Origin of the sequence: Microbacterium hydrocarbonoxydans (genome assembly GCF_000956475.1) — a bacterium.
Classification (GTDB): domain Bacteria; phylum Actinomycetota; class Actinomycetes; order Actinomycetales; family Microbacteriaceae; genus Microbacterium; species Microbacterium hydrocarbonoxydans_A.
Map to the genome: position 1 here is coordinate 371,957 of NZ_JYJB01000009.1, position 25,500 is coordinate 397,456.

Sequence of the window (25,500 nt, forward strand, 5' to 3'; positions counted from 1 at the left end):
GCGTCGCGCTGACGTCGAACGGTGCTTCGGCAGCGTGCTACTCTCTTTCCGACCACACGGGTGCCCGAGCACGGGCTGAGATCTGGCTGATGCTGCCTGCGACCGTCGAACCTGTCCGGATAATGCCGGCGTAGGAAGTAGGAGTCCTGTGAGCACGCTCTCCCGCGTGCGCGAACTCGCGCACCATCATGACGATGAACACGGCATCTCGGTGCCCGTCACCCGCATCCCGCTGTCTGATTCTCCCGGGGGCGCCGCGAACGAGCCGCTCGACGTGTACCGCACGGAAGGGCCCGCCTGCGAGCCGGAGGAGGGGCTGCCCGCTCTGCGCGAGGCGTGGATCGCCGACCGCGGAGACACCGAGCAGTACGAAGGCCGCGCCCGCAACCTGCACGATGACGGGCGCAGCGCGACCCGCCGCGGCGCAGCATCCGAGGAGTGGCGTGGCGTGCGCCGGGCTCCCCGCCGCAGCGTCGAGGGCAGCACGGTCACGCAGATGCACTACGCGCGCCGCGGCGCGATCACCCCGGAGATGCGCTTCGTCGCACTCCGCGAGGGCTGCGACGTCGAGCTCGTGCGGGCCGAGGTCGCCGCGGGCCGGGCCATCATCCCGGCCAATGTGAACCATCCCGAGTCCGAGCCGATGATCATCGGCCGCGCCTTCCTCGTGAAGATCAACGCGAACATCGGCAACTCGGCGGTGACGAGCTCGATCGCCGAGGAGGTCGACAAGCTGCGCTGGGCCACCAAGTGGGGCGCTGACACGGTCATGGACCTGTCGACCGGCGATGACATCCACACGACGCGAGAATGGATCCTGCGCAACTCGCCGGTTCCGATCGGCACGGTGCCGATCTATCAGGCGCTCGAGAAGGTCGATGGGCAGGCGCACGCGCTCTCATGGGAGATCTTCCGCGACACCGTGATCGAGCAGTGCGAGCAGGGCGTCGACTACATGACGATCCACGCGGGCGTGCTGCTGCGCTATGTGCCGCTGACGGCGAATCGCGTGACGGGCATCGTCTCGCGCGGCGGCTCGATCATGGCCGACTGGTGCCTCGCGCACCACCAGGAGAACTTCCTCTACACCCACTTCGACGAGCTGTGCGAGATCTTCGGGCGCTACGACGTGTCCTTCTCCCTCGGCGACGGACTGCGTCCAGGCTCCATCGCCGACGCCAACGACGCTGCGCAGTTCGCCGAGCTCGACACGCTGGCGGAGCTGACCGCCCGGGCCTGGGCGTTCGACGTGCAGGTGATGGTCGAGGGGCCGGGGCATGTGCCGTTCCACCTCGTGCGCGAGAACGTCGAACGCCAGCAGGAGCTCTGCAACGGCGCGCCCTTCTACACGCTCGGGCCGCTCGTGACTGATGTCGCACCGGGATACGACCACATCACCTCGGCGATCGGCGCGACCGAGATCGCCCGCTACGGAACCGCCATGGTCTGCTACGTCACGCCCAAGGAGCATCTGGGGCTCCCGAACAAGGATGATGTGAAGACCGGCGTGATCACCTACAAGATCGCCGCTCACGCCGCCGATCTCGCCAAGGGACATCCGGGTGCACGCAACCGAGACGACGCTCTGTCGAAGGCACGTTTCGAGTTCCGCTGGCGCGATCAGTTCGCGCTGTCACTCGATCCGGACACCGCAGAGGCGTTCCACGATGAGACGCTGCCCGCCGAGCCGGCCAAGACCGCCCATTTCTGCTCGATGTGCGGTCCGAAGTTCTGCTCGATGCGCATCTCGCAGGACATCCGCGATCGGTTCGGCGGCGTCGCGGAGCAGGCTGCGATAGCGGGGATGCAGCAGCAGGCGGATGCTTTCCGCGAAGCGGGCGGAACCGTCTATCTTCCGGCGCCGGCCCTGCGCGACTGAAGGCGGCGTGGCAGGATGAGCGGATGCTGCAGCATCCGCCGTCCTCCCGGCCTCCCGTCCTCGGGCGGGTCGTCGACCGGCAGACGCGCTGCGTCCACTACCGCACGGAGCTCGACATCGTCGCGATCCGATTCGCCTGCTGCGGCGAGTACTACCCCTGTCACCGGTGCCACTCCGAGGTCGCCGGACACGAGAGCGCCCAGTGGCCGATCGACGCCAGGAGCACCCGAGCCGTGCTGTGCGGGGCGTGCGGTACGGAGCTGGCGATCGCGGAATACCTCGAGGCCGCCGAGTGCCCGTCGTGCGCGTCGCGGTTCAACCCCGGCTGCGCACTGCACGCGCACCTCTACTTCGAGGTCGATCCATCGTCGCGCGAAGGCGTGGACTCCGACGGAGAACCGGTCGTGACGACCGTCTCGGCCGCGAGCTCTCCCACAGTTCCGTCGTCGTCGACGTAGTACACCTCGACCTTGTGCTCTCCCTCGGGAAGCGCGAGATCGAAATCGGCAGTCTCGTCGTATGCCGTGCCGATCGTCTGATCGTCGATGACGAGCGCCACATCGGTCTCGTCGGCGCCCCAGACCGCCACGCTCATGCTCTCGTCGGCGGCGGCGACATAGACGACGATCGACGACGTCCACCAGGAAGATCCGCGCGCGGACATCATCTCGCCCAGCTCCTGGGCGTCGATGTCATCCTTGTCGAGACCGAAGGCGTTGCCGTTGCCGTTACCGGGGCCGACATCGCCCTGTCCCTGTCCCTGGCTCTGCCCCTGACCGCGATCGGGCTTCGTGAGGATCTTGACGGCCTTGTCGACCACGGTCTCGACGACCGGCGCCACCGGAATGGCAGTCGCCGTCGCCGGTGGGGAAACCGGAACCGGGGCTGCCGGGACAGGCACCGCGACGGGGACCACGGCTGCGGGGGCCGGAGAGGGCGCGGCGGGCGCTGGTCGTGCCGGTGCCGCCTGCACGGCGGGCGTGAGGGTCCCGGTCGCGTCGGGCTCGGCGACGGGACGCACGAACAGACTGCCGCTGATCGACAGGGCGACCGCGGTCGCTGCCGCGACGGGCCAGAGCAGAGGAGCGGAGTTGGCGGCCGCGTCGACCGCGGGCTGCACGGATGCGGGGAGCCCCGCCCAGCCCGTCACGCCGCTCACTGCGGCCGCAGCCTGATCGGCGGGGAACAGGAGCGGCAGGAGCACCAGTCCGCTCCCTCCTGCGAGCAGCGGTCCGAGCGTCATCGCGCGGGCCAGATGCCTGGCTTCACCGGCTGCGGACCGGCAGGCCTCGCACTCGTCGATGTGCGTCGTGACGAAGCGCTCCGACCTCGGCGCCAGATCATCGTGCGCGTAGGCGCCGAGCAGCTCGATCACCCGCGCGTGCTCGCTGCCGGTGGGTGCCGTGCGCAGATGAGCGCGTATCCACGCCTTGCGCAGCGCGTCACGGGCGCGATACGTGAGCGCCGCTGCGGAGTTCGGCCGGATATGCAGCACCTCGGCGATCTCCCGCGGCGGGAGCTGCTCGACCTCGCTCAGCCAGAGCGCGTGCTGCCAGCGTTCCGGCAGCGACCCGAACGCCTCGATCACCGCCGCCGAGTTCACCATCGCCTCGATGTCGATCGACCCGAGCAGGGAGGGCGGATGCTCGGCATCCTCGATGGGCGTCGTCGCAGGCAGGCGCCTGGCGTGGCTCATCCAGGTGTTCTTGACGGTCGTCAGCAGGTAAGGGCGGAAGCTCCGCTGCGGACCCTTGCCGCTGCGGAGCTGGCGGAGGATGCTCAAGAACGCGTCCGAGACCACATCCTCAGGGTCGGGGGGAGACGCGCCGAGGCTCCGGGCGTAGGCGACGGCGACCGGGGAGTGCCGACGCCACAGCTCTGAGAACGCATGACGGTCACCGCTTCGGCTGCGCAGCAGCAGAGCGTTGTCGGACTCCGGGGCGTCGCGTGGTTCGTCCATGAAACCTCAAAGGTGAGCGACCGGCTTCGGGTGCCGGTGAGGTGAGACTACCTCAGAGTAGGTGCGGAACGCGCGCACGAACTGCCCGCCGATGGGGAGGGCGGAGAAAGAAGAAGGCGCGGGTGGGGCCAAAGGGAGGCGGCCCCACCCGCGGGCCGCGCTTGAGGGGAGAGGCGGCCCAGACGTCGATACGAAGGATTATCCCCAAGAACCGATCTTCGTCACACAAGCAAGACGCGCGTACGGACGGTTCATGACGCGGATTCCGAAAAAACTTCTGCGAGATCTTCTCTACCATCGCCCTCAGTGCTGTCGCACCCGGGGCGTAGCCTCCTGACATGCCTTCATTCGCAACCCTGCGCACACCCGTCGGCGTGGTCGGCGTCGTCAGTTCGGGAGATGCGATCACCCGGGTGTCGTGGCGGTCGACGGCGCCTGTCGGAGCGGATGCCGCACCCGATGCACTGCTCGATGAGGCCCTCGCGCAGCTGCGCGCCTACTTCGACGGCGCGCGCCGCGACTTCGACCTGCCGATCGATCTGGGTGTGCAGACCGACGCGACCCGTGCCGTGCTGATGGCGCTGTTCGAGACGGTCGCCGCGGGAGAGACCGTCACTTACGGAGAGCTGGCCGGGCGCAGCGGCACCACGATTCCGGCGCGCGGGATCGGCGCGATCATGGGCGCGAACCCGGTGCCGTTGATCGTGCCGTGCCATCGGGTGGTCGCAGGCGACGGCCTGGGCGGATACTCCGGAGGCGACGCAGGGCAAGGGCTGCAGACCAAGCGCTGGCTGCTCGAGCACGAGGGCGCGCTGCCCCCGTCGCTGTTCTGAGCATCCGCCTCGAAGGCATCCGCTCGCGTGTCATCCGCTCCTGGACACCTGCGAGAATGGGAGTCCCGCGCCGATTCCGATTTGAGGAGCCCCCGTGCAGTACATCTCGACCCGAGGCGGCATGCAGCCGCTGCCGTACTGCGACGCCCTGCTCGAAGGCCTCGCAACCGACGGCGGGCTGACGGTCCCCGAGGTCATGCCGACGGTCGACGGGGAGACGCTAGAGCGCTGGCGTGCGCTCACCTATCCGCAGCTCGCGACCGAGGTGCTCGGCCTGTTCGCGACCGACATCCCGCGCGAGGACCTCGCACGCATGACCGAGGCGGCCTACGCGCCCTTCCCCGACTCGGTCGTTCCGCTGCGCGAGATCGACGGCGGCCTCACGCTCGTGGGCCTGTCCGAGGGGCCGACGCTGGCCTTCAAGGACATGGCGATGCAGTTCCTCGGTCAGGTCGTCGAGTATGCGCTCGAGCGCAAGGGCTCCGTGCTCAACGTGCTCGGAGCGACCTCGGGCGACACCGGCTCCGCCGCCGAGCATGCGCTGCGGGGCAAGGAGCGCATCTCCGTCTTCATGCTCTCGCCGCAGGGGCGCATGAGCGCCTTCCAGCGTGCGCAGATGTTCTCGATCGACGACGAGAACGTGCACAACATCGCGGTCGCGGGAGTATTCGACGACTGCCAGAACCTCGTCAAGCAGCTCGCCGGCGACCTCGACTTCAAGCGCACGCAGCATCTCGGCGCCGTGAACTCGATCAACCTCGCGCGCATCACCGCGCAGGTCGTCTATTACTTCTGGGCGTGGCTGCGGGCGACGGATGCCGGTGGCTGGACCGAGCTGAGCATCACGGTGCCGTCCGGCAACTTCGGCAACATCCTCTCCGGTTTCTACGCCAAGCAGATGGGTCTGCCGATCCGCCGCCTCGTGCTCGCGGCCAACGAGAACAACGTGCTCGACGAGTTCTTCCGCACCGGCGTGTACCGCCCGCGCAGCGCGGAGCAGACCCTCGCGACGTCGAGCCCGTCGATGGACATCTCGAAGGCATCGAACCTCGAGCGCTTCATCTTCGAGCTGGTCGACCGCGATCCCGCTCGCGTCGTGGGCGCCTGGCGCGACCTCGACGAGCAGGGCTTCGTCGACTTCACCGCCGACCTCGCCCGTTTCGAAGACGAGTTCGGCATCGTCAGCGGCACGTCGACCCACGCCGACCGCCTCGCGACGATCAAGGGCGTGTACGAGGCGTCGGACGACATCATCGACCCGCACACGGCCGACGGCGTCAAGGTCGCGCGCGAGTATGTCGAGTCGGGTGTGCCGATGCTCGTGCTCGAGACGGCCAAGCCCGAGAAGTTCGCCGAGACGATCCGCGAGGCGATCGGTGTCGATCTCGACTATTCACCCGAGCTGCGCACCATGCTCGAGGCTCCTCAGCATGTCACCGAGCTGCCCGACGACGAGGCGGCGCTGCGCGCCTTCATCGAGCAGCACGCGCTGCGCTGACCCGGCTCCCGCCGAGACCCCCGTTTCTCGCCGAGACCCCCACATAGTCGCGTCGCTATGTGGGGGTCTCGGCAGTATCAGGGGGTCTCGGCGTCGTGGATACCTGTCAGGCCGGGTCTCCGTTGAGCATCCAGTTCACGCCGAAGCGGTCGACGAGCATGCCGAACAGGCCGCCCCACGGTGCCACAGCGAGGGGGATGGTCACGGTCGCTCCGTCGGACAGGCCGTCCCACACCGCGCGCGTCGTCTCGGCGGACGTGCCGCTCAGCGAGACCGAGAATCCCTGCGGCGTGACGTAGGGCATCGAGCTCGGGGTGTCCGACGCCATCAGCACCAGACCATCGGGCGTCGTCAGCTGCGCGTGCATGAGGAGATCACCTTCGCTCGGGTCCTGCATCATGTCGGGGTATTCCGAGAACACGTTGATGTCGAGGTCGCCGCCGAGAACGCTCTGATAGAACTCCATCGCCTCGCGTGCGTTGTCGCGGAAGGAGAGGTACGGGTTGAGATTCGCCATCGTGGCTCCCGGGTCGAGTGGATGCGCGCACGGACTCGTGCATGCAGGCTCAGTCTGCGCCGGGCGTGTGGCTGCTCGCAAGAGGGGGCGAACTCAGTCCGGCAGTGCCTTCACCGCTGCCGTGAGCACCTGCGGAACCGTCGGCACGCCCTCGGCGCGGAACACCTCGACCCCGGCGTCGTCGCGGATCACGACGGTCGGAGTGAAGCGGATGTGCAGCGCCTCCGCGGCATCCGGATCGCGCGCCACATCGAGCTCTGTCACCGTCGCTCCCGGCAGGAATCGAGCGGCGTCCGCCAGCACAGAGCGAGTCCGCGCGCAGGCGCCGCAGAAGGATGAGCTGATCAGCGTGAGCTCCATCTGCGCCTCCTGTGCATCGGTTCCGCTGAATGCAACAGGAGCGCGGCGCGGGTGTTCCCGCGCTCCGGCGCAGGCAGGTGGATCAGTCTGTGCGAATCGGCAGTGCCCGCGGATGCAGGACTCCCGACGCCGCGCCCAGAGCGGCCCCGACCAGGGTGTCGACGACGCGCTCGAACGCGATGTCGAGCGAGCCGATCGTGCCGGTGGCTGCCCCCGCGAGCAGCAGCACCATCGGCGTGATGAAGACCAGCGCAAGCGCATAGTGGCGCACCACGATGATCTCGATGGTGAACTGCAGGGCGCCCAGCAGAAGTGCCAGAAGCAGGCCCGCAGGGTGAAGCAGCACCAGCAGCGCGTAGACGCCGGCGCCGACGACGGTCCCCAGCATCCGATGCAGCCCCCGCTCGAAGGCTGCCCTGCGCGCGGCCGCGACTCCGATCACGGCGATGCCTGATCCGACGACCCAGTACGTGCGGGTGGGGTCGATCACGACCCCCAGCAGCACACCGATCACGGCGACGAGCGCCACCCGCAGAAGCAGCATCCGCCCGTCGGCCGTGAGCGTCGGGCCGGGGAAGAGGTCGAGAAGAGGGCGGGCGGTCTTCCGCCGCACTCGCGGCAGGACGAGAGGCGTGAGGGTCAGCAGGTATGAGAACACGCAGCCGGCCGCGAACGCCGCGACATAGAGCTCGCCGCTGATCGCACCCGACCCGATCACGTGTGCGGCGAGACCGAAGGTGAGCACGAAGAACAGCGGTCCGGGAGGGCCCAGACGGAAGCCGAAGGCCAGCGCGGCGCTCGCGATCGCGACGATGACGAGGCCGGCGCTGGCCAGCCACACGGTCCCCGAGCAGAGCGCGCCGAGTGCGGCGGACACGATGAGGGTCGCCGCGACGACCGGCAGCACGCGTGCGCGTTCGACCACTGGCAGCGCGCCGTAATGCAGGATGGTGAAAGCGCCGGATGCTGCGAGATACCCGAGCGCGGGCTGCCCGACGAGCGTCATCACCGCGATCGGGACCGAGATGCCGAGAGCGGCCTGGAGCGCAAGCTGCCAGCGCGGACCACGTGACGGGGCGAAGGCGAACAGGCTCACCCATCCATCCTCCCAGGTGGGGGATACGATGGCGGGCGTGACCGCACCCCGCCCCGGCATCGCCGAGCGACTCTCGGAGATGATCCGGCTGCCTACAGTGTCCGCCGAGCTCGAGGAGCGCGGCACTGCACCGTTCGAGGCATTCGTGGGGCTGATCGCCGAGCAGTACCCGCTGGTACATGAGAAACTCGCGCTCGAGCGCCACACCGCCTTCGGTCTGCTGTTCCACTGGAAGGGCGCGGCTCCAGGCGACCCGCTCGTGCTCATGGCGCACTACGACGTCGTCCCCGTGGACGAGAGCGACGATTGGACACACCCGCCGTTCGCGGGGGTGATCGCCGACGACATCGTCTACGGCCGCGGCGCGCTCGACGACAAGGGGCCGTTGATCGTCGTGCTCGAGGCGGTCGAGAATCTGCTCTCCTCAGGCTTCACGCCTGCGCGCGACGTCTATCTGAGCTTCGGCGGCAACGAGGAGACCTTCGGCGATGCGGCGCGGGAGATCGCACGGGTGTTCCGCGAGCGGGGGATCACGCCGTGGCTCGTTGTCGATGAGGGCGGGGCGGTGGTCGACGCGCCGCTGCCATTCGTGCCGGGACGAGCCGCCATGATCGGAGTCGGGGAGAAGGGCGTCATGACTCTGCGGCTGTCGGCCCGCGGCGACGGAGGCCATGCCTCGGCACCGCCTGCGCTGACGGCGGTGCGGAGGATCGCACGGGCGGTCGACCGGCTCGGCCCCCGGACCTTCAGAGCGCGGCCGTCGAAGGCGGTGGGAAGGATGCTGGCGCAGCTCGCGGCGCAGACACCGGGACCCGTCCGCCATCTGCTGCGCCTTCTCGGTGCCGTCCCTCCGCTCACCGGCGGCCTGTTCGCGGCGCTCGGCGGCGAACCTGCAGCCCTCGTGCGCACGACGGTCGCCGCGACCATGCAGTCGGGCGGCACGGCCGCGAACGTGCTGCCGTCCGCCGCATCCGCCATCGTCAACCTGCGCATCGCGCTCGGCGAGACGACCCAGCAGACGGTCATGCGGGTGCGGCGGCGGATCGCTGATCCGGATGTCACAGTCACCGTGATCGAGGCCAGCGAGCCGTCTCCGGAGTCTCCCACCGATAACGTGCAGTTCGCGCTGATCGCCGAGGCGCTGGCCGTGTCGCACCCCGGGGTCGCGCCTGTGCCGTACGTGATGATGGCGGCGACGGATTCCCGGCACTTCCACCGCTTCTCGCCAGCCGTCTACCGGTTCGCCCCGCTCGACATGTCGAATGCGCAGCGGGCCTCGATACACGGCGTCGACGAGAACGTCGAGATCGCTGCGCTGGTGCGCGGCGAGCGGTTCCACCGGGCGCTCATCGAGAGCATCCCGCCGCACTCACCCGAACCGGAGTCGCTATGACGCGCACCCTCGCATTCGGCGCACTTGCGAGCGTCGTCGGCTTCCTCGCGTTCGTCGAGTTCACCAGTGGCGTGCTGCAGGGCTACTACACGCCGATGCTGACGGACATCGCGCGCCATCTCGGAATCCATGACGCCGACGTGAACTGGCTCGAGGGCGCGCAGCTCATGCTGTCGGCGCTCGTCGTCCCCGCATTCGCGAAGCTCGGCGACATGGTCGGCCACAAGCGGATGCTGCTGATCTCCACCGCACTGACGGCGGTGGCCGCCCTGGCGCTGCCGTTCACCGACTCTTTCGGCGTTTTTCTCGTCGCGTGGGCGCTGATGGGCTTCTACGTCGTGTGGCTGCCGTTGGAGATCGCCCTCATCTGGTCGCGATCACGGAAGCTGGAGGGGCGGTCGTCGATCACTGCGAAAGCGGCGGGACTCCTCGTCGCGGCGCTCGAGGGGGGAGCGATCGTCGGCGCGCTCGTGGGCGGAGCGCTGGTCGACGTGCTGCCGCTGACGGTCGTGCTGCTGGTGCCCGCGATCCTCATCGTCGTCTGCTTCTTCGTCGTGCTCTTCGGAGTGAAGGAGTCGCCCGAGCCGGCCGGGGGAGTGTTCGACACGGTGGGCCTCGTGCTCGTCTCGATCGCCCTGCTCTGCTTCACGGGTGGCCTGGCGATGCTGCGGCTGGAGGGAGGGCTCGCGAATCCATGGGCGTGGGCGGTCGTCGTGCTGGGCGTCGTGCTCGTGATCCCGTTCATCCTGTGGGAGCTGCGCCACCCCGACCCGCTCATCGACGTGCGCATGTTCCGCTCGCCGGCGCTCGGGCCGGTGTTCCTCACGGCGGGTCTGTTCGGCGTCAGTGTGCTGGGCGCCCAGGCGCCGCTGTCGACCTTCGCGCGCACCGACCCCGCGGTGTACGGGTATGGGCTGGGCACGACGGGGTTCGCCACTTCGCTCATCATCGGGATCTACCTGATCGCGATGATCGGCGGCGCGCTGCTCTTTCCGATCATCGCGCGGGCACTGACCCCACGGCTGGCGCTGATGGCGGCCTCGGTACTCGTCGGGGTCGGGTTCCTGTTGTTCCTCCCCTTCCACGACGCCTACGCGCAGGTGATCACGAACATGATCGTCGTCGGCGTGGGTTCAGGGGCGCTCGTCGCTGCGCTTCCGGCGGCTGCGGCATCCGCGGCGCCTGTGACGCAGACCGGCGTCGCCACCGGTCTCACCAATTCGGTGAAGACCGTCGGCGGGGCGGTGGCCTCCTGCGTGTTCGGCATCGCGCTGCTGCACGGGGTGAGTGGCGCAGCCGCCGGGGGCACCGCAGGGTCGTTCGCGGGCTACGTCACCGTGTGGGTCGTCTGCGGCGTGACCGCGCTCGCCGCGGCTGCCCTGCTCGTGTTCGTGCCTAAGGAGGCGTTCACCGACCGGGTGGTCGCGGCGGTCTGATCAGTCGCGCGGGTTGTGCATGAACTCGATGCGGATGCCGTTGTCGTCCTCGACGAACGAGGCGTAGTAGCGCTCGCTGAAGCGCGGATACTCCTTGGGGTCGCGTACCGCTGCCCACCCGGCCGCGATCGCGATGTCATGCAGCCGGTCGACCTCTTCTCGGGAGTCGACGGCGTACGCGAGGTGCTGCCAGCCGACCTTGCCGTGCCGATGCAGGCCCTCTTCGCGGGCAGGATACAGCAGCACCTCGGGCTCATCATCCTTGCGCCAGTAGGCGAGGTCTTCGGCGTCGTGCGCGCGGACATAGCCGAGCGCTTCGAAGACGGGGTTGAACTGAGCGGATGCCGCAGGCACCGACTCGACGCTGATGCCGATGTGATCGAAGGTCGCCATGGGTCCATGGTGGCGCATGGCGCCGACATCCGGGAGAAAACCCGCACCGGCATCCGGTGGTCCGGGCTTTCCTCAAGACTCCCGCGGCGGGTTGTACATGAACTCGAAGCGGATGCCGTTGTCGTCCTCGACGAATGAGGCGTAGTAGCGCTCGCTGAATCGCGGGAAGAGTTTCGGCTCGCGCACCACCGTCCACCCCGCATCGACGGCCACGGTGTGCAGCCGGTCGACCTCCTCGGGGGAGTCGATCGCGAACGCGAGATGCTGCCAGCCCACGCGGCCGTGCACATGCGGCTCGGCGTCGTCATCGAGAGGCGCGAAGATGATGATCTCGGTGTCGTCGCCGTGGTGCCACGAGATGCCGCCCTCGTCTTCGGTGCCGAACTCGTAACCCAGAGCCGTCAGCACGGGGTGGAACTGTGCACGCCCCTTCGCGAGATCGGCGACGGTGATGCCCAGATGATCGACGAGTGCCATGGGTCCAGTCTTGCGGATGCTGCGGGAGAGGCAAGAACCTTCGCCGAGTGCACGGGGAGTTGCCGAGTGCACGGGATCCGCCCGTCGACCGGTCGCGCGCTCGACAGGACGCCGTGCACTCGCCGCGCCGCGGAACGACGTCAGTGCGGGGCGTGGTACTCGGCCTCGCCCCGCTTCCAGTACCCCTTCACGACGGCCCGCGAGGTGTCGACGCCCCAGCGGGCCAACAGGGCACGGCCGGGCTTGACGACCGACTGCTCGGCGGCGATGAAGACGAACGGATCGGCTCCGGCATCCGCTTCGCCGAGGGCATCGAGGAACGCGATCAGGGCCGAACCCGCAGGTGCCTCGCCGCGATGCAGCCATTCGACCTCGACAGGGGCCTGGACATCGACCTCGTGGTCGGCGTCGACGGTCTCGATCACGATGCGAGCGGGAGAGCCGGCCGGAATCAGAGTGGCGAAGCGTCGGATCGCGGGAATCGCGGTCTCATCTCCCGCGAGCAACCAGGACCCGGGCGCTCCGACGAGCACGGCCGAGCCCCGAGGCCCGCCGATGCCGATCGATGAGCCCACGGGAGCGTTCGCCGCCCAGCGCGCCGCGACCCCCTCATCGCCGTGCACCGCGAACTCGACGTCGAGCCAGTCGTCGCCCCAGGCGAGTGGCGTGTACTCGCGGCTCGGCGAGGCGCGCAGCTCCTCGACGGTCTCGGCGGGGCCGCTCGGAAAGAACAGCCGCATGTGGTCGTCAGACCCCAGCGAGGCGAAGCCCGCCAGCTCGCTTCCGCTCAGACGCACACGGACGAAATCGGGAGTCAGCCAGTCGCGTGACGCGAGGGCGGCCGTGCGGAAGCGCAGCTCAAGGCCGCGACGCTCAAGGGAGAAGCTCATGAGGCGAGATTATCCCGAGCCTCCATGGGGTGGCTCAGAGCTCGACGCCGTTGTCCTCGTCGTTCACGCCCTCGTGGTGTCCGCGGCGCGACTCGAAGCCGAGGAACCAGCCGAACCACACGATCACGGCGAGCAGGATGCCGAGCCACACGTTCTCGAAGATCAGCCCGATGACGACGCCGAGCACGAGGAGTCCGGCGGATACGGCGACGCGGATTCCTGTGCGGGGAGCGGAGTTCATGCGTCCAGCCTAGAGTCTCATCGGCTGCGGTGATCCTCCGGCGCGAGGCGGGGCCCACGGCGAGGCTCGCGCACGCCGCTCGCGAAGATCAGCCGGATCACGCGCTGGCGGTGTCCCGTCCACGGCGCGAGAAGCTCGAGCATGCCATCGTCGTCGGTGCGTTTGCCCGTGAGGGCGTAGCCGACCTCGTGGGCGAGATGGTAATCCCCGACGCTCACGGCGTCAGGGTCGCCGAGTGCGCGGATCCGCGTCTCAGCCGAGGTCCACGGCCCGACGCCCGGAAGGCTCGTCAGAACACGATCTCGGGCCGCGCCGTCTGCGGCGCTGCGCACGGCGCGCTCGATGCTGTCGCCGCGCTCCGCAACGCGTGCGATCGTCTTCGACTGCGGCGGCTCGACTCCCGCCCGATGCCACGCCCATGAGGGGATGCTCCGCCACACCGACGAGGGAGGGACTGCGGACATCGGCCGCGGGGTGGGGCCGGGGGCGCGCTCTCCGAACCGCGAGACCAGATGCCGCCAGGCGCCGAAGGCCTGAAGGCCGGTGACCTTCTGTTCGATGATCGCGCACGCGAGCGCGTCGAAGACCTGTCCGGTCCTGGCGAGGCGCAGGGCCGGATTGCGGCGCGCGGAGTCTGCGATCAGCGGATGCAGCGACGCGTCGAATCCGGCATCGTCGTCGCTCGCACCGCACAGGTCGGGGACGGTGTCGAGCGCGTGGCCTGCGCCTGCGCCCCATGCGGTCGCCCTGATCCCGCCATCACCGACATCGCGGAGCGCCAGGGTCGCCGCGCCCTGCGGCGTGCGCACGGCCCGCCAGATCACCGGGCCGTCGATCACGGTCGTGGGATCGTTGGGCCCGCGGCGCAGCATGCCGACCGTGCGCAGCAGGTCGACAGGTCTCGCAGGACGATAGACGGTCTCGAGGGGAGCGGCGGATGCCGCAGCATCCGATTCCGCACCAGCCGTCAACGTCATGCGCAACACCCTACGCGCGGCAGCTGACAGCGAATCTGTTCGAGCCTGCGCGCCCTGCGGGTGGGCGGATCAGAAGCGGTCGGGCGACGGGGTGCCGTGGCCGTAGCGGATGACGACATCGGCGTGCCGGTCGAAGCGGTAGCCGATGCCGCGCACGGTGCGCACGATGTCCTCGTAGCGACCGAGCTTGGCGCGCAGGCGCCGCACGTGCACGTCGATCGTGCGTTCGCCCGGGGTCTCGTCGTCCTGGGCCTGCCACAGTGCCGACACGAGCTCGCTGCGCTCGATCGTGCGGCCCTCGCGAAGGACGAGGTACTGCAGCAGCTCGAACTCCTTGTACGTGAACGCGGCGGACTCGCCGTCGATCAGGACGCGCTTGCGGGAGATGTCGACGACGACGCCGCCCTCCTCGTCGGTGGTCTCCTCCTCGGCGGCGGCCTTGGTGCGGGCGATCGCCCCCGGCTCCTGCAGGGCGAGGCGGACGACGTCGAGGTCGCGGCCGCCGGAGCCGTGCGGTGCGAGGGCGACGGTCGCGTGCGTCTCGGCACCCGGTGCGAGCTCGGCGAGCGTGCGGCGGAGGGCGTCGACGAGAAGAGGGAGGCTCACTCCGGCCTCGGCTGCCTTGATCTCGTCGAGGCCGACGTAGAGGGCGAAGCCGCGCGGAGAGCGGACGGCGGGAAGATCGGCGGCCAGCGGTGCGGCGGCGGAGGCGGCCTGGCGGGCGGTGGTGGCAGCGGGACGCTCGAGAAGGGCGGTGTTCGACATGATGATGAGTCCTCGGGGACGTGAGCCGATGCGGCTCTGATGCGTTGCATGAATGACCGGGCGGAGCCGGGAGATCGAGCAAGGGTGGATGCTCGGAGACACTGCCCCCGCAGATCGCGAGGGGTCAGGTCAGGCGGGGTGGCTGTTCGTTCAGCGACACATTCGGCAACACATGCCAACGCGACCGGGCATCATCATCCCGGCAGTCCCGTTCGCCTCCTGGGCGGACAAAGGGCGTGCGTTGGTGGTCATGGGGGGATTATGTCTGAAGAAGTCACCGCGTGTCAAAACGACCCCCTCGGCATCCGGCAGGCGTAACGTTGCCGGAATGACCACGGAGAGTGCGATAAAGGGCTTCGTCTTCAGTGACGAGAAGGATGCGTCCCGCTACACGCTGATGCACGACGGGGACCTCGTGAGCGTGCTCGACTATCGCGACGACGGTCGCACGGTCGCGCTCACCAGGGCCTTCACCGTCCCGACTTTCCGCGGCAGGGGCTACGCCGCCGAGGTCGTCGCACGTGCCGTCGCCGCCCTCGAGGAGCGGGGTGATCGACGGGTCCTCCCGGTCTGCTGGTACGTGGCCGACTGGTTCGCCGAGCATCCGGAACACGCCTCACTTCTGCGTACACGATGATCTGAGCTCTGTGACGCATTGTTACGGCGCCGGCTCGGGTTCCGAGGTCGGGCTGGGCCGTGGGGCGGCACGCCTCAGGGGCAATGTCCGAGGCCGTCCGTAGCGTGTGAGTATGCGAATCCTGCACACCTCCGACTGGCACATCGGCCGCACCTTCCATGGCAGCTCGACCATGGATGCTCTGGCCGAGGTGCTGAGCGCGCTCACGGCGCAGGTGCGCGAGAGCGCGGTCGACGTGGTGATCATCGCGGGCGACGTCTTCGACTCCGCGACGCCGGCCGGCCCGGCGTACACGCTTCTCAGCGACACGCTTCTGGCCCTGGCCGAGTCCGGGGCGAAGGTCATCGTGACCAGCGGCAACCACGATTCCGCCGCACGGCTCGGGTTCCAGGCGCGACTGCTGCGCGACGGCATCCACGTTCTCACCGATCCGCTCGCGATCGGCACCCCGGTGACGGTGGCGGATGCCGACGGCCCGGTGCACTTCTTCGGCATCCCGTATCTCGAGCCCGCCATCGTGCGGCAGCACTTCCCGTCCGCAGGGGCCGATGGCGCCGAGCTGCGCACGCAGGCCCAGACCATGGCCCACGCGATGGACCTGGTGCGGGCAGGCATGTCCGCGCACGAGGGGCGGTCGGTCGCGATCGCGCACTGCTTCGCCGCAGGTGTCGACGCGACGATCGGGCTCGAGCGCGAGGTCCGTCAGGGCGGGCTCGACATGGTGCCGCTCGAGGTCTTCGACGGACCCGACTATGTCGCGCTCGGCCACATCCACGGCCGCCAGCAGCTCAGCGATCGGGTGCGCTATGCCGGGGCGCCGCTGCACTACAGCTTCGGCGAGCAGGACAAGCCGCGCGGGTCCTGGCTGATCGATCTCGATGCCGCAGGTCTCGCGAGCGTCGAGTGGCTCGCTTTGCCGGTGCCCCGCCGGCTTGTGACTCTGACGGGAACCCTTGAGGAGATCCTGTCCGCCGAGAACATCGAGGCGCACGCCGAGCACTGGGTGTGCGCGGTCTACACCGACGCACTGCCGCAGACCGAGCCGATGCGCCGCCTGCGCGAGAGCTACGCGTACTGCGCCATGGTGCAGCACCAGCCGACCGCCACCGAGGCCCCGTCGACGCGCACCTATTCGGATCGGCTGCGCACCGCCCTCACCGACACCGAGCGCATCGAGGCCTTCCTCGAGCACGTGCGAGCAGGTCAGGGTGCGAGTGAGGGCGAGCGCGAGCTCATCCGTGAGGTGCTCGACGACCGGGTGCGGTCCGAGGCCCTCGTCTGATGCGACTCCATCGCCTCGAGGTCGAGGGCTTCGGGCCGTTCCGCTCGCGGCAGAAGGTCGACTTCGACGCCTTCGCCGACGACGGGATCTTCCTGATCGCCGGGCGAACGGGGGCGGGCAAGTCCAGCATTCTCGACGCGGTGTGCTTCGGCCTGTACGGCGGGGTGCCGCGATACGACGGCGGCGAGAAGAGGGTGCGCTCCGACCACAGCGACCCCGATGAGATCTCCGAGGTGGTCGTCGAGTTCAGCACACCCGCGGGCAGGTTCCGGGTGACCCGGTCACCGGAGTACCTGAGGCCGGCGAAGCGCGGCGGCGGCATGACGAAGCAGGTCGCGGGCGTCGCGCTCGACGAATGGACCGATGCCGGTTGGGTCGGCCGGGCGGCGCGTGCCGTCGATGTCGCGAACGAGCTCGACGAGATCCTGCAGCTCAGCCGCGAGCAGTTCCTGCAGGTCATCCTGCTCGCGCAGAACCGGTTCTCGGAGTTCCTGCTCGCGAACAGCAAAGACCGCCAGGCACTGTTGCGGCGGCTGTTCGGCACCGAGCGATTCGAAGACGTGCAGATTCGGTTCGATGCTCGACGCCGGGCGGCCGAGCAGGCGCTCGGTGGACGACTCGCAACGGTCGGCGCCCGGCTCGAGGAGGCCGAGCGCCTGGCCACGGATGCCGAACTGTGGGGCGACGGGAATGCGTCCGCGGCGGACGCCGACGGGTCTGCCACGACGAGCGTGCTCCTCGCGGCCCCTCGCACTGAAGCGACCACCGAAGAGCGGCTCGATGACCTCCGCCGCGCGCGATCACGCGCCGAGTACCGTGCGGAGCGGCGCGCCGCGGATCGTGACGACGCCGAGGCGCGGCTGACCGCTGCCGATGCGGCTCTCACCGCTGCGCGCGACGACCGGCGGGCGCAGGCCGAGCGCGATCGCGCACGGGGGGCGCTCGCCCGTCTCGAGGACGAGGCCGCGGACATCTCGGTCGCGGCTGGGGAGCTCCGCGACGCGCGGGCGGCCGAGTCCCTGCGCGCCACGATCACGGCCGCAGCCAAAGCCGCTGCGGCCGCCGACGCGGCGGCCGGCGTCGAGCGCGACGCGAGGGTGAGGTGGGAGTCGCTCGACGAGCGGGGCGGAACCGCCGCGGACACCGAGAACGAGCCATCGGACCTGCGGACCTGGGTGAGCGAGCGCATCAAGGCGATGGGGGCCTGGGAGCGTGCGGCCGAGCTCGAGGCAGGCGCCGCTGCTCTCGCTCGCGAGCTGGAGACGTCGCAGCAACGGGTGGCGGCGGCCTCCGCTCGCCTCGAGGAGCGCGCCGCAGAGCGGGCCGCGTTGCCTGAGCAGCTCGCCGCGACTGCACTTGCGCGTGACGAGGCTCGCCGCATCGCCGATCGGGCGGGTGACCTCGCGCTCGTCCGAGACCGTGCGTCTGTACGTCTGACGGCGGCTCGAGAGGTCGTTCGGCTCACCGCAGAGCACGACGCCGCAGAACGCGCCCTCGCCGAGGCCAGCGCGGCGCTCGCGGCAGAGCAGGGCGCTCTCGCCGAACTGCGCAGGCGCCGCCTCGACGGATTCGCGGGCGAGCTGGCCTCGGCACTCGTCGACTCGGAGCCCTGCCCCGTGTGCGGTTCGGCCGAGCATCCAGCACCCGCGATGCACAGCGATCCTGTCTCTGCAGAGGACGTCGCCGAGGCGGAGCGAATTCGCGATGCCGCGGCCGAGCGCGAGCGGGCCGCCGCCGAGGCGTCGTCGAATCTGCGCGCCGAGGCGGCCGCCGCAGCCTCGCGCGCCGAGGAGCGCACCGTCGAGGCCGCGCAGGCCGAGCAGGCCGCCGCCGATGACGCGCATGCCAAGAGCCTCGAAGCGGCAGGTGAGGTGGTCCGCCTCGAGGAGCAGCTCGCAGGCCTGCAGCTGCGCGTCGAGCAGCTCGAGGCGCAGCGCGCGTCTGACGAGGCCGAATCCGCGGCCGCTCGAGAAGAGCTGGCCCTCCTGCAGCAGCGCAGCACGGATGCGGCGGCGCAGATCGCCGAGGCCCGCGGCGAGTTCGAGACGGTCGCCGAGCGGATCGCCGACACCGAGACGCGGATCGCCGTGAGCCGCGGGCTGGCCGAGGCGATCGAGGAGCGCGCACGTCGAGTCTCTGCTGCAGCCGAGGCGCAGGCCGAGCTGGAGGCCGCGCTCGACGCCTCCGACTTCGCCGATGTCGGCGCTGCCGAACGCGCACTGCGATCACGCAGCGAGCAGGAGGCCCTGCAGAGCCGGATGGACGAGCACTCCGCGCAGCTCGGCAAGGAGAAGGCCACGCTGCTCGAGCTCGAGCTGCTCACTCTTCCCGAGGAGCCCATCGATGTGGCTCCCGCCGAGGCGGCGGCATCCAGCGCCCGCGCGGCGTGGATGGCCGCAGTCGATGTCGCGACCAAGGCCGAGAACACCGCGCAGCAGCTGGCGGGGCTCATCGAATCGGCGACGGCGGAGCACAGGGCGACCGCAGCCGACGCCGCAGAGTACGACGTGCTGCGCGGGCTGGCCGACACCATCGCGGGTCGTGGCTCCAACACGCACAAGATGACGCTGGAGACGTTCGTGCTCGCAGCCGAGCTCGAAGAGATCGTGCAGGCGGCGAACCGGCGATTGCACGACATGTCGACGGGGCGGTACCAGCTGAGGCACTCCGACGCGCTCGCGGCCAGGGGAGCGGCATCGGGCCTCGGCATCGTCGTCTACGACGCGTTCACGGGGCAGAGCCGCCCCGCGCAGTCGCTCTCAGGAGGCGAGACGTTCCTCAGCTCTCTCGCCCTCGCCCTCGGTCTCGCGGAGGTCGTCACGTCGCGTGCAGGCGGCATCCGTCTCGACACCCTGTTCATCGACGAGGGTTTCGGCTCGCTCGACGGCGACACGCTCGAGGTCGCCATGCGCACGCTCGACGAGCTTCGTCAGGGTGGCCGCACGGTCGGCGTCATCAGCCACGTCGAGGCGATGCAGGAGCAGATCCCCGCTCAGCTCCTGGTCAGGGCGACGCCCGAAGGCCCCAGCGTGATCGAGACGCGCTGAGCTGGAGAGCCGAAGGCTCAGACGCCGTACGCGTCGGCGATGAAGTCGCGCAGCTGCACGCTGCAGCGTGCGACGGCATCTCGCCAGTCCGTGAGCGCTCCGTCCTCCGCGCTGTCGGACACCGCACGGAAGACCCGGATCGGCACGCCGAACTGACCGGCCACCCAGATGTAGGCGTAGGTCTCCATGTCGACCAGTGCGGCGCCGGTCGGACGGATGACCGCCGTGACCTCCGCGTCGTCGACGAAATGGTCACCGGTGGCGATGAGCACGCCGTCGCGTCCGTTCGACACGCGGGCGGGGAGCGAGACGTGCTGGCCGGAGATGCCGTCCAGATCGGTCACGTCGTGCTGGAACGCGGCGCTCACCTCGTGAACGCCGTGGGCGAGCTCGGGGTCGATGGCTCCGGCCGTTCCTACGACGACGATCTCGTCGTAGGTGTTCGCGTCGAGGGCGCGGGTCAGGGCGTACGTCGCCTGCAGCTTCCCCGGTCCGGTGACGAGACGGTCGAATCCGGGCAGAGCGTCGGGAAAGGCGGAGAGCTCGGAGGCGAGCGCGGCGACGAGAAGTTTCACTGCCTCATCTTTTCACTTCGCACCTGGTAGAAACATGTGTCATCCCGCCGTAACAGTCTCGGGGGATACTGGTGTCACAACGAGTGAGGAGTCCCCGTGTCGCTGCAGCAGCAGATCTCTGAAGCCCTCGGCGTGAAGGCCGAGATCGATCCCGAAGCCGAGGCGGAGAGGCGGGTGCAGTTCCTCGTCGACTACCTGCGTGCCTCCGGAGCGCGCGGATTCGTGCTCGGCATCTCGGGCGGGCAGGACTCCACGCTCGCCGGTCGCCTCGCCCAGCTCGCAGTGGAGCGGGTCCGCGAGGAAGGCGGCGAGGCGCGGTTCCTCGCGGTGCGCCTGCCTTATCGGGTGCAGCACGATGCGGCGGATGCCGACGCGGCCCTCGCCTTCATCCAGCCCGACTCCTCGGTCGAGGTCAACATCCAGAACGGCGTCGACGGCGTCGAGGAGGACATCGAGTTCGCCGTCACGAGCGACATCAGCGACTTCAACCGCGGCAACATCAAGGCTCGCGTGCGCATGGTCACGCAGTACGCGCTGGCAGGACACGAGGGCATGCTCGTGATCGGCACGGATCATGCCGCCGAAGCGGTGACGGGCTTCTACACGAAGTTCGGCGACGGAGCCGCCGACCTGCTGCCTCTCTCGGGTCTCACGAAGAGGCAGGGGCGTGCTGTGCTGAAGAGCCTCGGAGCCCCCGAGCGGCTGTATCTGAAGGTGCCGACGGCTGATCTCCTCGACGGCACGCCGGGTCGCGCGGATGAGGACGAGCTCGGGCTCACGTACGAGCAGATCGACGACTTCCTCGAGGGCAAGACCGTCGACCCCGAGGTCGCGGGTCGCATCGAGGCGAAGTACCTCGCGACGCAGCACAAGCGGCACCTGCCGGCCACGCCCGCCGACACCTGGTGGCGCTGATCCGCTGAGGTCGTTCATGCAGGAGGTGCGCGGGCGTTCGGCGGACGGTGGTGTCGGATGCCGCGGCTAGGGTCGAAGCATGCGGATCGAACCCGACACCCAGCGCGTCATCTGGAGCGCGAGCGACCTCAAGGCTGCGGCCGAGTGCGAGTTCGCGTGGTGCCGGGCGATCGACGCGAAGCTCGGTCGGGTACCGGCGGTCGAAGAACCCGAAGATGCCACGCTGAGGCGTGCCGCGCTCCTCGGCGATGTGCACGAGCAGAAGGTGCTGGCTCGCTACGTCGATGACCTCGGTGAAGACCGCGTGCACCGGATCGAGAAGGTGTCGTCCGTCGACGCCGAGGCCCTTGCCGCCGCGGTCACCGAGACGATCCAGGCGCTCGGCTCCGACGCGACTGTCATCTTCCAGGCGGCTTTCAAGACCGACGAGTTCGTCGGATTCGCCGACTTCCTGCGCCGCGACCCCGATGGGCGCTGGCGAGTCGAGGACTCGAAGCTCGCCCGCAGGGCGAAGGTCACCGCCCTCATGCAGCTGGCGGCATACGTCGATCAGCTCGACAGGCTGGGGGTGCCCCGCTCCGACGAGGTCGACCTCATCCTCGGCGATGGCAGCCGCAGCACGCACCGCGTCGACGACCTGCTGCCGCTCTTCCGGGTGCGCCGAGCACGTCTGCGCGCCCTGATCGCCGATCGCGACATCTCCGCCGGTGCCACGGGGGAGCCGCTCGCGTGGGGCGACGACCGCGGAGACCTCGAGGTCATGGCCTGCGGGCGCTGCGCGACCTGCGAGGAGCAGGTGCTCGCGCACCGCGACCTGCTCATGGTCGCGCGCATGCGCCCGGTGCAGCGTGCTCGACTGCGCGCCGCGGGCATCGAGACCATCGACGCCCTAGCCGCGGCATCCGATTCCCCTTCCGGCATGAACCCCGACTCGTTCGAGACTCTGCGCGCCCAGGCTCGCCTGCAGCTGCGCGCCGATCTCGAGGGTGACGCCACGTATGAGGTGCACTACGCCGCCGCGATCCATACGCTGCCGGTGCCGAGTCACGGCGACATCTTCTTCGACTTCGAAGGGGATCCGCTGTACACCGAGCCCGCACCGGACGGCGAGGCGCACTGGGGTCTCGACTACCTCTTCGGCTGGGTCGACAACGCCGATCAGTACTCGGCGCTGTGGGCGCACGACTTCGCGGCAGAGAAGCGGGCACTGGAGGACTTCCTCGACTTCGTCGCCGCTCGTCGTGCCGCGCACCCCGGCATGCACATCTACCACTACGCACCCTACGAGACCTCGCACCTCGTGGCGATGGCTGCGCGGCACGGCGTGCGCGAGGGCGAGGTCGACAAGCTCTTGCGCGAGGGCGTCTTCGTCGACCTGTATCCGCTGGTCCTGCGGACCGTGCGCGTCGGCTCTCGCTCGTACTCGATCAAGAAGCTCGAGCCGCTGTACATGGGTGATGAGGTCCGCACGCAGGACGTCCAGAAGGGCGACGATTCGATCGTGCAGTACGTCGCCGCGCGCGAGCTCGCGGCAGCGGGAGAGCAGACCGAGGCGGATGCCGTCTTCGCCGACCTCGCGGACTACAACCGCTATGACTGCGTGTCGACGCGGCGGCTGCGCAACTGGCTGATCGACATCGCCCGGGAGAAGGGCGTCCGCCCCGCACCGCCCGATCAGGCCGATGAGGTCATCTACGAGCCCTCACCGCGGTCGGTGTCTCTGCTGGCGGATGCCGCGCACGACGTCGAAGCCGGGGGCGACGGGCTCGTGCACCGGATCGCGGCTGCTGCGATCGACTACTTCCCGCGCGAGGCGAAGAGCTTCTGGGTCTCGCACTTCGCCCGGCTCCGCGAGCCGGTGACCATGTGGGAGAGCACGCGCGACGTCGTGCGAATCGACCGGTTCGCCTCGACCGTGGTGCGCGACTGGAGCATCGGCGAAGGGCGGCGCGTGATGTCTCGCGACATCGAGGTGCGCGGTGAAGTCGCGCCGGGAACGACCCTCGGCGCCGGTGGAGAGCCCTTCGCGCTGTACGAGATTCCTGCGCCCTTCGAGATCGATGCCCCGTCGCGGGCCGTGCATGCGGCGCGGACGGTCAAGGTCGCCGAGGTGCTCGACGACGGGTATCTCGTCACCGAGACCTCGGTGCGCGGCCAGACCTGGGACGAGCTGCCGCTCGCCCTGACTCCCGCCGCACCTCCGCGGGTGGTTTCGCTGCAGGGGGCGATCGACGAGTGGGCGGATGCCGTGCATCTCGCAGCGCCCGGCTTCCCGAACGACGCAGCCACCGACATCCTGAGGCGCATCCCGCCGCGCACGGTGTCAGGCGCGCCGCTGCCCGACGCAGGGAACGACACGATCGACGCCATCGTGCGCGGCGTTCTCGATCTCGATCACAGCTACCTCGCCGTGCAGGGTCCACCAGGCACGGGCAAGACCTTCACGGGTTCGCGCGTGATCGCGCGGCTCGTGAACGAGCACGGTTTCAAGGTCGGCGTGGTGGCGCAGTCGCATGCGATCATCGACACGCTGCTCGAGCGCGTCGTCGCCGACGGCGTACCCGCCGGCCAGGTGGGCAAGGCGCCGAAGGAGGGGGCACCCGAGCCCTCGTACACTCCGATCCCGAAGGGCGCCATGGCGGCGTTCCTGGGCGAGCACGCCGACGAGGGTGTCGTAGTCGGGGGCACGGCGTGGGACTTCAGCAACACCCAGCGCGTCGACCGGGCCGGCCTCGATCTGCTCGTTATCGACGAAGCCGGCCAGTTCTCGCTCGCGTCGACGATCGCGGTGGCCTCCGGAGCCAAGAGGCTGCTGCTGCTCGGCGACCCGCAGCAGCTGCCCCAGGTGAGTCAGGGCGCGCACCCCGAACCGGTCGACACCTCAGCACTGGGGTGGGTCATGGATGGTGACGAGGTCGTCAGGCCCGAGTACGGCTACTTCCTCGCACGGTCCTGGCGTATGCATCCGTCCGTCGCCGCTCCCGTCTCGACACTCGCCTACGCCGGAAAGCTGGCCTCAGCCCCGGTTGCCGCGACGAGGTCACTGGCCGGCGTGGAACCGGGGCTGCATGTGGTGCCTCTGCGGCACCGGGGAAACGCGACGGAGTCGCCCGAAGAGGCAGCTGAGATCGTGCGGATCGTGCAGGACCTCATCGGACGCCCCTTCACGGATGACGACGGCTCGACAAGGCCGTTGGAGGAGTGCGACATCATCGTGGTGACGCCGTACAACGCGCAAAGGCAGCTCGTGCTCGACGTGCTGGCGAGGGCGGGCTTCGACGAGGTGCCGGTCGGCACGGTCGACAACTTCCAGGGCAAGGAAGCCGTGGTCTCGATCACCTCCCTCGCTGCGTCGAGCGGCCGTGACGCGCCGCGCGGACCGGAGTTCCTGCTGCTGCAGAATCGACTGAACGTCGCGATCTCGCGCGCGCAGGTGGCGGCATATCTGATCCACTCGCCGGCGCTGCTCGACGACCTGCCCCACACGCCCGAGGGCGTTGTCAGGCTCAGCGCCTTCGCGAGGCTGGTGGGAGCGGCGACCTGATGCACACGGCAGAGGAGATTCTGCGCGCCTCATCCGAGTGGGTGTGGTTCCCGCGCGACAGTGAGCACGAGAGCGGAATGCTGCAGCTCGTGCGGTATCCGGAGCGGTTCGGCGGGGGAGTGCGCGGCTCCCAGGTGGACTCGACGGCGGATGCCGCGACGGTGCTCGATCACGCGATCGAGCGCACTCGCGCGTGGGGCGAGTCGCGGCTCACTATCTGGACCAGCGCCTCGGATTCGCCTGACCTCGAACCCGAGATGCTCCGGCGAGGAGCCGAGCATGTCGACACGGTCGCGGTCTTCGCGCTGCCGATCGACGATGCATCCGTCGAGGTTCCCGCGGGCGTCACCGCCGAGGTCGTGCGGACGCTGGAGCAGGTGCGCGAGGTCGACGCGATCAACGTGCCGGTGTGGGAACAGTCGCCGCTCGACGAGGATGGTCTGCGCATCGAGCTGTCCGAGGTCTCCGCGGCCCTCGACGCCGGATCCGGGTTCCGGGTGCTCAGCCGGATCGACGGTGAAGCCGTGAGCACGGGCGGCTGCACGATCGTCGACGGATTCACGCGGCTCTGGGGCGCGGCGACCCTCGAGCGGTCCCGCGGGCTCGGCGCCTATCGAGTCGTGCTGGCCGAACGCCTGCGCCTGAGCGCCGAACTGGGGGCGCGCACCGCGCTCGTGAAGGGCCGCGTGTCGACATCCGCGCCGATCCTGGCGCGAGCGGGATTCCGGCACTACGGTGACGAGCGCGCGTACCGGCTGACGGTCTGAATCCTCGGACGGCTCCGG

General features: G+C 69.4%; 23 protein-coding genes and 1 riboswitch. Of the genes, 12 read left to right on the top strand and 11 right to left on the bottom strand.

Annotation, left to right across the window (positions count from 1 at the left end):
- Positions 1-46 precede the first annotated feature (46 nt).
- A riboswitch (TPP riboswitch) is annotated at positions 47-154 on the top strand.
- Positions 149-1,879, top strand: a complete 1,731-nt coding sequence (gene thiC / locus RS84_RS10955) for a phosphomethylpyrimidine synthase ThiC (protein ID WP_045257810.1) — start codon at positions 149-151, stop codon at positions 1,877-1,879. It overlaps the preceding riboswitch by 6 nt.
- Before the next feature lie 23 nt (positions 1,880-1,902).
- Complete coding sequence (locus RS84_RS18935) at positions 1,903-2,337, top strand: CHY zinc finger protein (RefSeq protein ID WP_082062147.1); 435 nt, start codon at positions 1,903-1,905, stop codon at positions 2,335-2,337.
- Here RS84_RS18935 and RS84_RS10960 read toward each other — a convergent pair.
- Positions 2,226-3,839, bottom strand: a complete 1,614-nt coding sequence (locus RS84_RS10960) for a sigma-70 family RNA polymerase sigma factor (protein ID WP_045257811.1) — start codon at positions 3,837-3,839, stop codon at positions 2,226-2,228. The two genes, RS84_RS18935 and RS84_RS10960, sit on opposite strands and share 112 nt — an antisense overlap.
- 338 nt (positions 3,840-4,177) lie before the next feature.
- Here RS84_RS10960 and RS84_RS10965 point away from each other — a divergent pair, with 338 nt between their 5' ends.
- Complete coding sequence (locus RS84_RS10965) at positions 4,178-4,672, top strand: methylated-DNA--[protein]-cysteine S-methyltransferase (protein WP_045257812.1); 495 nt, start codon at positions 4,178-4,180, stop codon at positions 4,670-4,672.
- Positions 4,673-4,766: 94 nt separating this feature from the next.
- Entirely contained in the window at positions 4,767-6,170 is a 1,404-nt protein-coding gene (thrC, locus tag RS84_RS10970) for a threonine synthase (protein ID WP_045257813.1), read from the top strand.
- Between the two features lie 106 nt (positions 6,171-6,276).
- Here thrC and RS84_RS10975 read toward each other — a convergent pair whose 3' ends face one another.
- The 3 genes from RS84_RS10975 to RS84_RS10985 form a co-directional block, all read right to left on the bottom strand.
- Positions 6,277-6,687 carry a VOC family protein gene (locus tag RS84_RS10975; protein WP_045257814.1) on the bottom strand — a complete coding sequence of 137 codons (411 nt, stop codon included), beginning with the start codon at positions 6,685-6,687 and terminating at the stop codon, positions 6,277-6,279.
- Between the two features lie 93 nt (positions 6,688-6,780).
- On the bottom strand, positions 6,781-7,047 hold the full coding sequence (locus RS84_RS10980; protein WP_045257815.1) for a glutaredoxin family protein: 267 nt from the start codon (positions 7,045-7,047) through the stop codon (positions 6,781-6,783).
- An 82-nt stretch (positions 7,048-7,129) separates the two neighbouring features.
- Positions 7,130-8,143 carry an FUSC family protein gene (locus RS84_RS10985; protein WP_052676332.1) on the bottom strand — a complete coding sequence of 338 codons (1,014 nt, stop codon included), beginning with the start codon at positions 8,141-8,143 and terminating at the stop codon, positions 7,130-7,132.
- A gap of 28 nt (positions 8,144-8,171) precedes the next feature.
- On the opposite strand from RS84_RS10985, the gene RS84_RS10990 reads away from it, so the two are divergent.
- The gene (locus tag RS84_RS10990) at positions 8,172-9,536 is read left to right on the top strand and encodes a M20/M25/M40 family metallo-hydrolase (protein WP_045257816.1); all 1,365 of its coding nucleotides are present in this window, start codon (positions 8,172-8,174) and stop codon (positions 9,534-9,536) included.
- A complete protein-coding gene (locus tag RS84_RS10995; RefSeq protein WP_045257817.1) occupies positions 9,533-10,972 on the top strand; it encodes an MFS transporter in 1,440 nt (479 codons plus the stop codon). Before RS84_RS10990 ends, RS84_RS10995 begins: the two co-directional genes overlap by 4 nt.
- On the opposite strand, the gene RS84_RS11000 is transcribed toward RS84_RS10995, so the two are convergent.
- The 6 genes from RS84_RS11000 to RS84_RS11025 all read right to left on the bottom strand — a co-directional run bounded on the left by RS84_RS11000 (position 10,973) and on the right by RS84_RS11025 (position 14,715).
- Positions 10,973-11,365 carry a VOC family protein gene (locus tag RS84_RS11000; RefSeq protein WP_045257818.1) on the bottom strand — a complete coding sequence of 131 codons (393 nt, stop codon included), beginning with the start codon at positions 11,363-11,365 and terminating at the stop codon, positions 10,973-10,975.
- Positions 11,366-11,437: 72 nt separating this feature from the next.
- A complete protein-coding gene (locus tag RS84_RS11005) occupies positions 11,438-11,842 on the bottom strand; it encodes a VOC family protein (protein WP_045257819.1) in 405 nt (134 codons plus the stop codon).
- 140 nt (positions 11,843-11,982) lie between these two features.
- The gene (locus tag RS84_RS11010; protein ID WP_045257820.1) at positions 11,983-12,732 is read right to left on the bottom strand and encodes a siderophore-interacting protein; all 750 of its coding nucleotides are present in this window, start codon (positions 12,730-12,732) and stop codon (positions 11,983-11,985) included.
- A gap of 34 nt (positions 12,733-12,766) precedes the next feature.
- Positions 12,767-12,973, bottom strand: coding sequence for a hypothetical protein (locus RS84_RS11015; protein ID WP_045257821.1), 207 nt, complete (start codon positions 12,971-12,973; stop codon positions 12,767-12,769).
- Between the two features lie 17 nt (positions 12,974-12,990).
- A complete protein-coding gene (locus RS84_RS11020; RefSeq protein ID WP_045257822.1) occupies positions 12,991-13,950 on the bottom strand; it encodes a DNA-3-methyladenine glycosylase family protein in 960 nt (319 codons plus the stop codon).
- 69 nt (positions 13,951-14,019) lie between these two features.
- Complete coding sequence (locus RS84_RS11025) at positions 14,020-14,715, bottom strand: winged helix-turn-helix domain-containing protein (protein ID WP_045257823.1); 696 nt, start codon at positions 14,713-14,715, stop codon at positions 14,020-14,022.
- 328 nt (positions 14,716-15,043) lie between these two features.
- Here RS84_RS11025 and RS84_RS11030 point away from each other — a divergent pair, with 328 nt between their 5' ends.
- From RS84_RS11030 to RS84_RS11040, 3 genes are all read left to right on the top strand, one after another.
- The gene (locus tag RS84_RS11030) at positions 15,044-15,352 is read left to right on the top strand and encodes a GNAT family N-acetyltransferase (RefSeq protein WP_045257824.1); all 309 of its coding nucleotides are present in this window, start codon (positions 15,044-15,046) and stop codon (positions 15,350-15,352) included.
- Between the two features lie 112 nt (positions 15,353-15,464).
- Positions 15,465-16,634 (top strand): exonuclease SbcCD subunit D, encoded by a 1,170-nt coding sequence (locus RS84_RS11035; protein ID WP_045257825.1) that lies wholly within the window; start codon positions 15,465-15,467, stop codon positions 16,632-16,634.
- Positions 16,634-19,681 carry an AAA family ATPase gene (locus RS84_RS11040; RefSeq protein WP_045257826.1) on the top strand — a complete coding sequence of 1,016 codons (3,048 nt, stop codon included), beginning with the start codon at positions 16,634-16,636 and terminating at the stop codon, positions 19,679-19,681. Before RS84_RS11035 ends, RS84_RS11040 begins: the two co-directional genes overlap by 1 nt.
- Before the next feature lie 17 nt (positions 19,682-19,698).
- On the opposite strand, the gene RS84_RS11045 is transcribed toward RS84_RS11040, so the two are convergent.
- Complete coding sequence (locus RS84_RS11045; protein WP_045257827.1) at positions 19,699-20,256, bottom strand: nucleoside phosphorylase; 558 nt, start codon at positions 20,254-20,256, stop codon at positions 19,699-19,701.
- Positions 20,257-20,352: 96 nt separating this feature from the next.
- On the opposite strand from RS84_RS11045, the gene nadE reads away from it, so the two are divergent.
- From nadE to RS84_RS11060, 3 genes are all read left to right on the top strand, one after another.
- On the top strand, positions 20,353-21,171 hold the full coding sequence (gene nadE, locus RS84_RS11050; protein WP_045257828.1) for an ammonia-dependent NAD(+) synthetase: 819 nt from the start codon (positions 20,353-20,355) through the stop codon (positions 21,169-21,171).
- Between the two features lie 79 nt (positions 21,172-21,250).
- Positions 21,251-24,715, top strand: coding sequence for a TM0106 family RecB-like putative nuclease (locus RS84_RS11055; RefSeq protein ID WP_045257829.1), 3,465 nt, complete (start codon positions 21,251-21,253; stop codon positions 24,713-24,715).
- Positions 24,715-25,482 (top strand): hypothetical protein, encoded by a 768-nt coding sequence (locus RS84_RS11060; RefSeq protein ID WP_045257830.1) that lies wholly within the window; start codon positions 24,715-24,717, stop codon positions 25,480-25,482. The genes RS84_RS11055 and RS84_RS11060 overlap by 1 nt, the downstream gene beginning before the upstream one ends.
- Positions 25,483-25,500 lie beyond the last annotated feature (18 nt).

Bases quoted from the DNA above. Each gene is read 5' to 3' on its own strand.
- RS84_RS18935 (WP_082062147.1), top strand. From the start codon at position 1,903: ATGCTGCAGCATCCGCCGTCCTCCCGGCCTCCCGTCCTCGGGCGGGTC.
- RS84_RS10960 (WP_045257811.1), bottom strand. From the start codon at position 3,839: ATGGACGAACCACGCGACGCCCCGGAGTCCGACAACGCTCTGCTGCTG.
- RS84_RS10965 (WP_045257812.1), top strand. From the start codon at position 4,178: ATGCCTTCATTCGCAACCCTGCGCACACCCGTCGGCGTGGTCGGCGTC.
- RS84_RS10975 (WP_045257814.1), bottom strand. From the start codon at position 6,687: ATGGCGAATCTCAACCCGTACCTCTCCTTCCGCGACAACGCACGCGAG.
- RS84_RS10980 (WP_045257815.1), bottom strand. From the start codon at position 7,047: ATGGAGCTCACGCTGATCAGCTCATCCTTCTGCGGCGCCTGCGCGCGG.
- RS84_RS10990 (WP_045257816.1), top strand. From the start codon at position 8,172: ATGGCGGGCGTGACCGCACCCCGCCCCGGCATCGCCGAGCGACTCTCG.
- RS84_RS10995 (WP_045257817.1), top strand. From the start codon at position 9,533: ATGACGCGCACCCTCGCATTCGGCGCACTTGCGAGCGTCGTCGGCTTC.
- RS84_RS11000 (WP_045257818.1), bottom strand. From the start codon at position 11,365: ATGGCGACCTTCGATCACATCGGCATCAGCGTCGAGTCGGTGCCTGCG.
- RS84_RS11005 (WP_045257819.1), bottom strand. From the start codon at position 11,842: ATGGCACTCGTCGATCATCTGGGCATCACCGTCGCCGATCTCGCGAAG.
- RS84_RS11010 (WP_045257820.1), bottom strand. From the start codon at position 12,732: ATGAGCTTCTCCCTTGAGCGTCGCGGCCTTGAGCTGCGCTTCCGCACG.
- RS84_RS11015 (WP_045257821.1), bottom strand. From the start codon at position 12,973: ATGAACTCCGCTCCCCGCACAGGAATCCGCGTCGCCGTATCCGCCGGA.
- RS84_RS11020 (WP_045257822.1), bottom strand. From the start codon at position 13,950: ATGACGTTGACGGCTGGTGCGGAATCGGATGCTGCGGCATCCGCCGCT.
- RS84_RS11025 (WP_045257823.1), bottom strand. From the start codon at position 14,715: ATGTCGAACACCGCCCTTCTCGAGCGTCCCGCTGCCACCACCGCCCGC.
- RS84_RS11030 (WP_045257824.1), top strand. From the start codon at position 15,044: ATGACCACGGAGAGTGCGATAAAGGGCTTCGTCTTCAGTGACGAGAAG.
- RS84_RS11035 (WP_045257825.1), top strand. From the start codon at position 15,465: ATGCGAATCCTGCACACCTCCGACTGGCACATCGGCCGCACCTTCCAT.
- RS84_RS11040 (WP_045257826.1), top strand. From the start codon at position 16,634: ATGCGACTCCATCGCCTCGAGGTCGAGGGCTTCGGGCCGTTCCGCTCG.
- RS84_RS11055 (WP_045257829.1), top strand. From the start codon at position 21,251: ATGCGGATCGAACCCGACACCCAGCGCGTCATCTGGAGCGCGAGCGAC.
- RS84_RS11060 (WP_045257830.1), top strand. From the start codon at position 24,715: ATGCACACGGCAGAGGAGATTCTGCGCGCCTCATCCGAGTGGGTGTGG.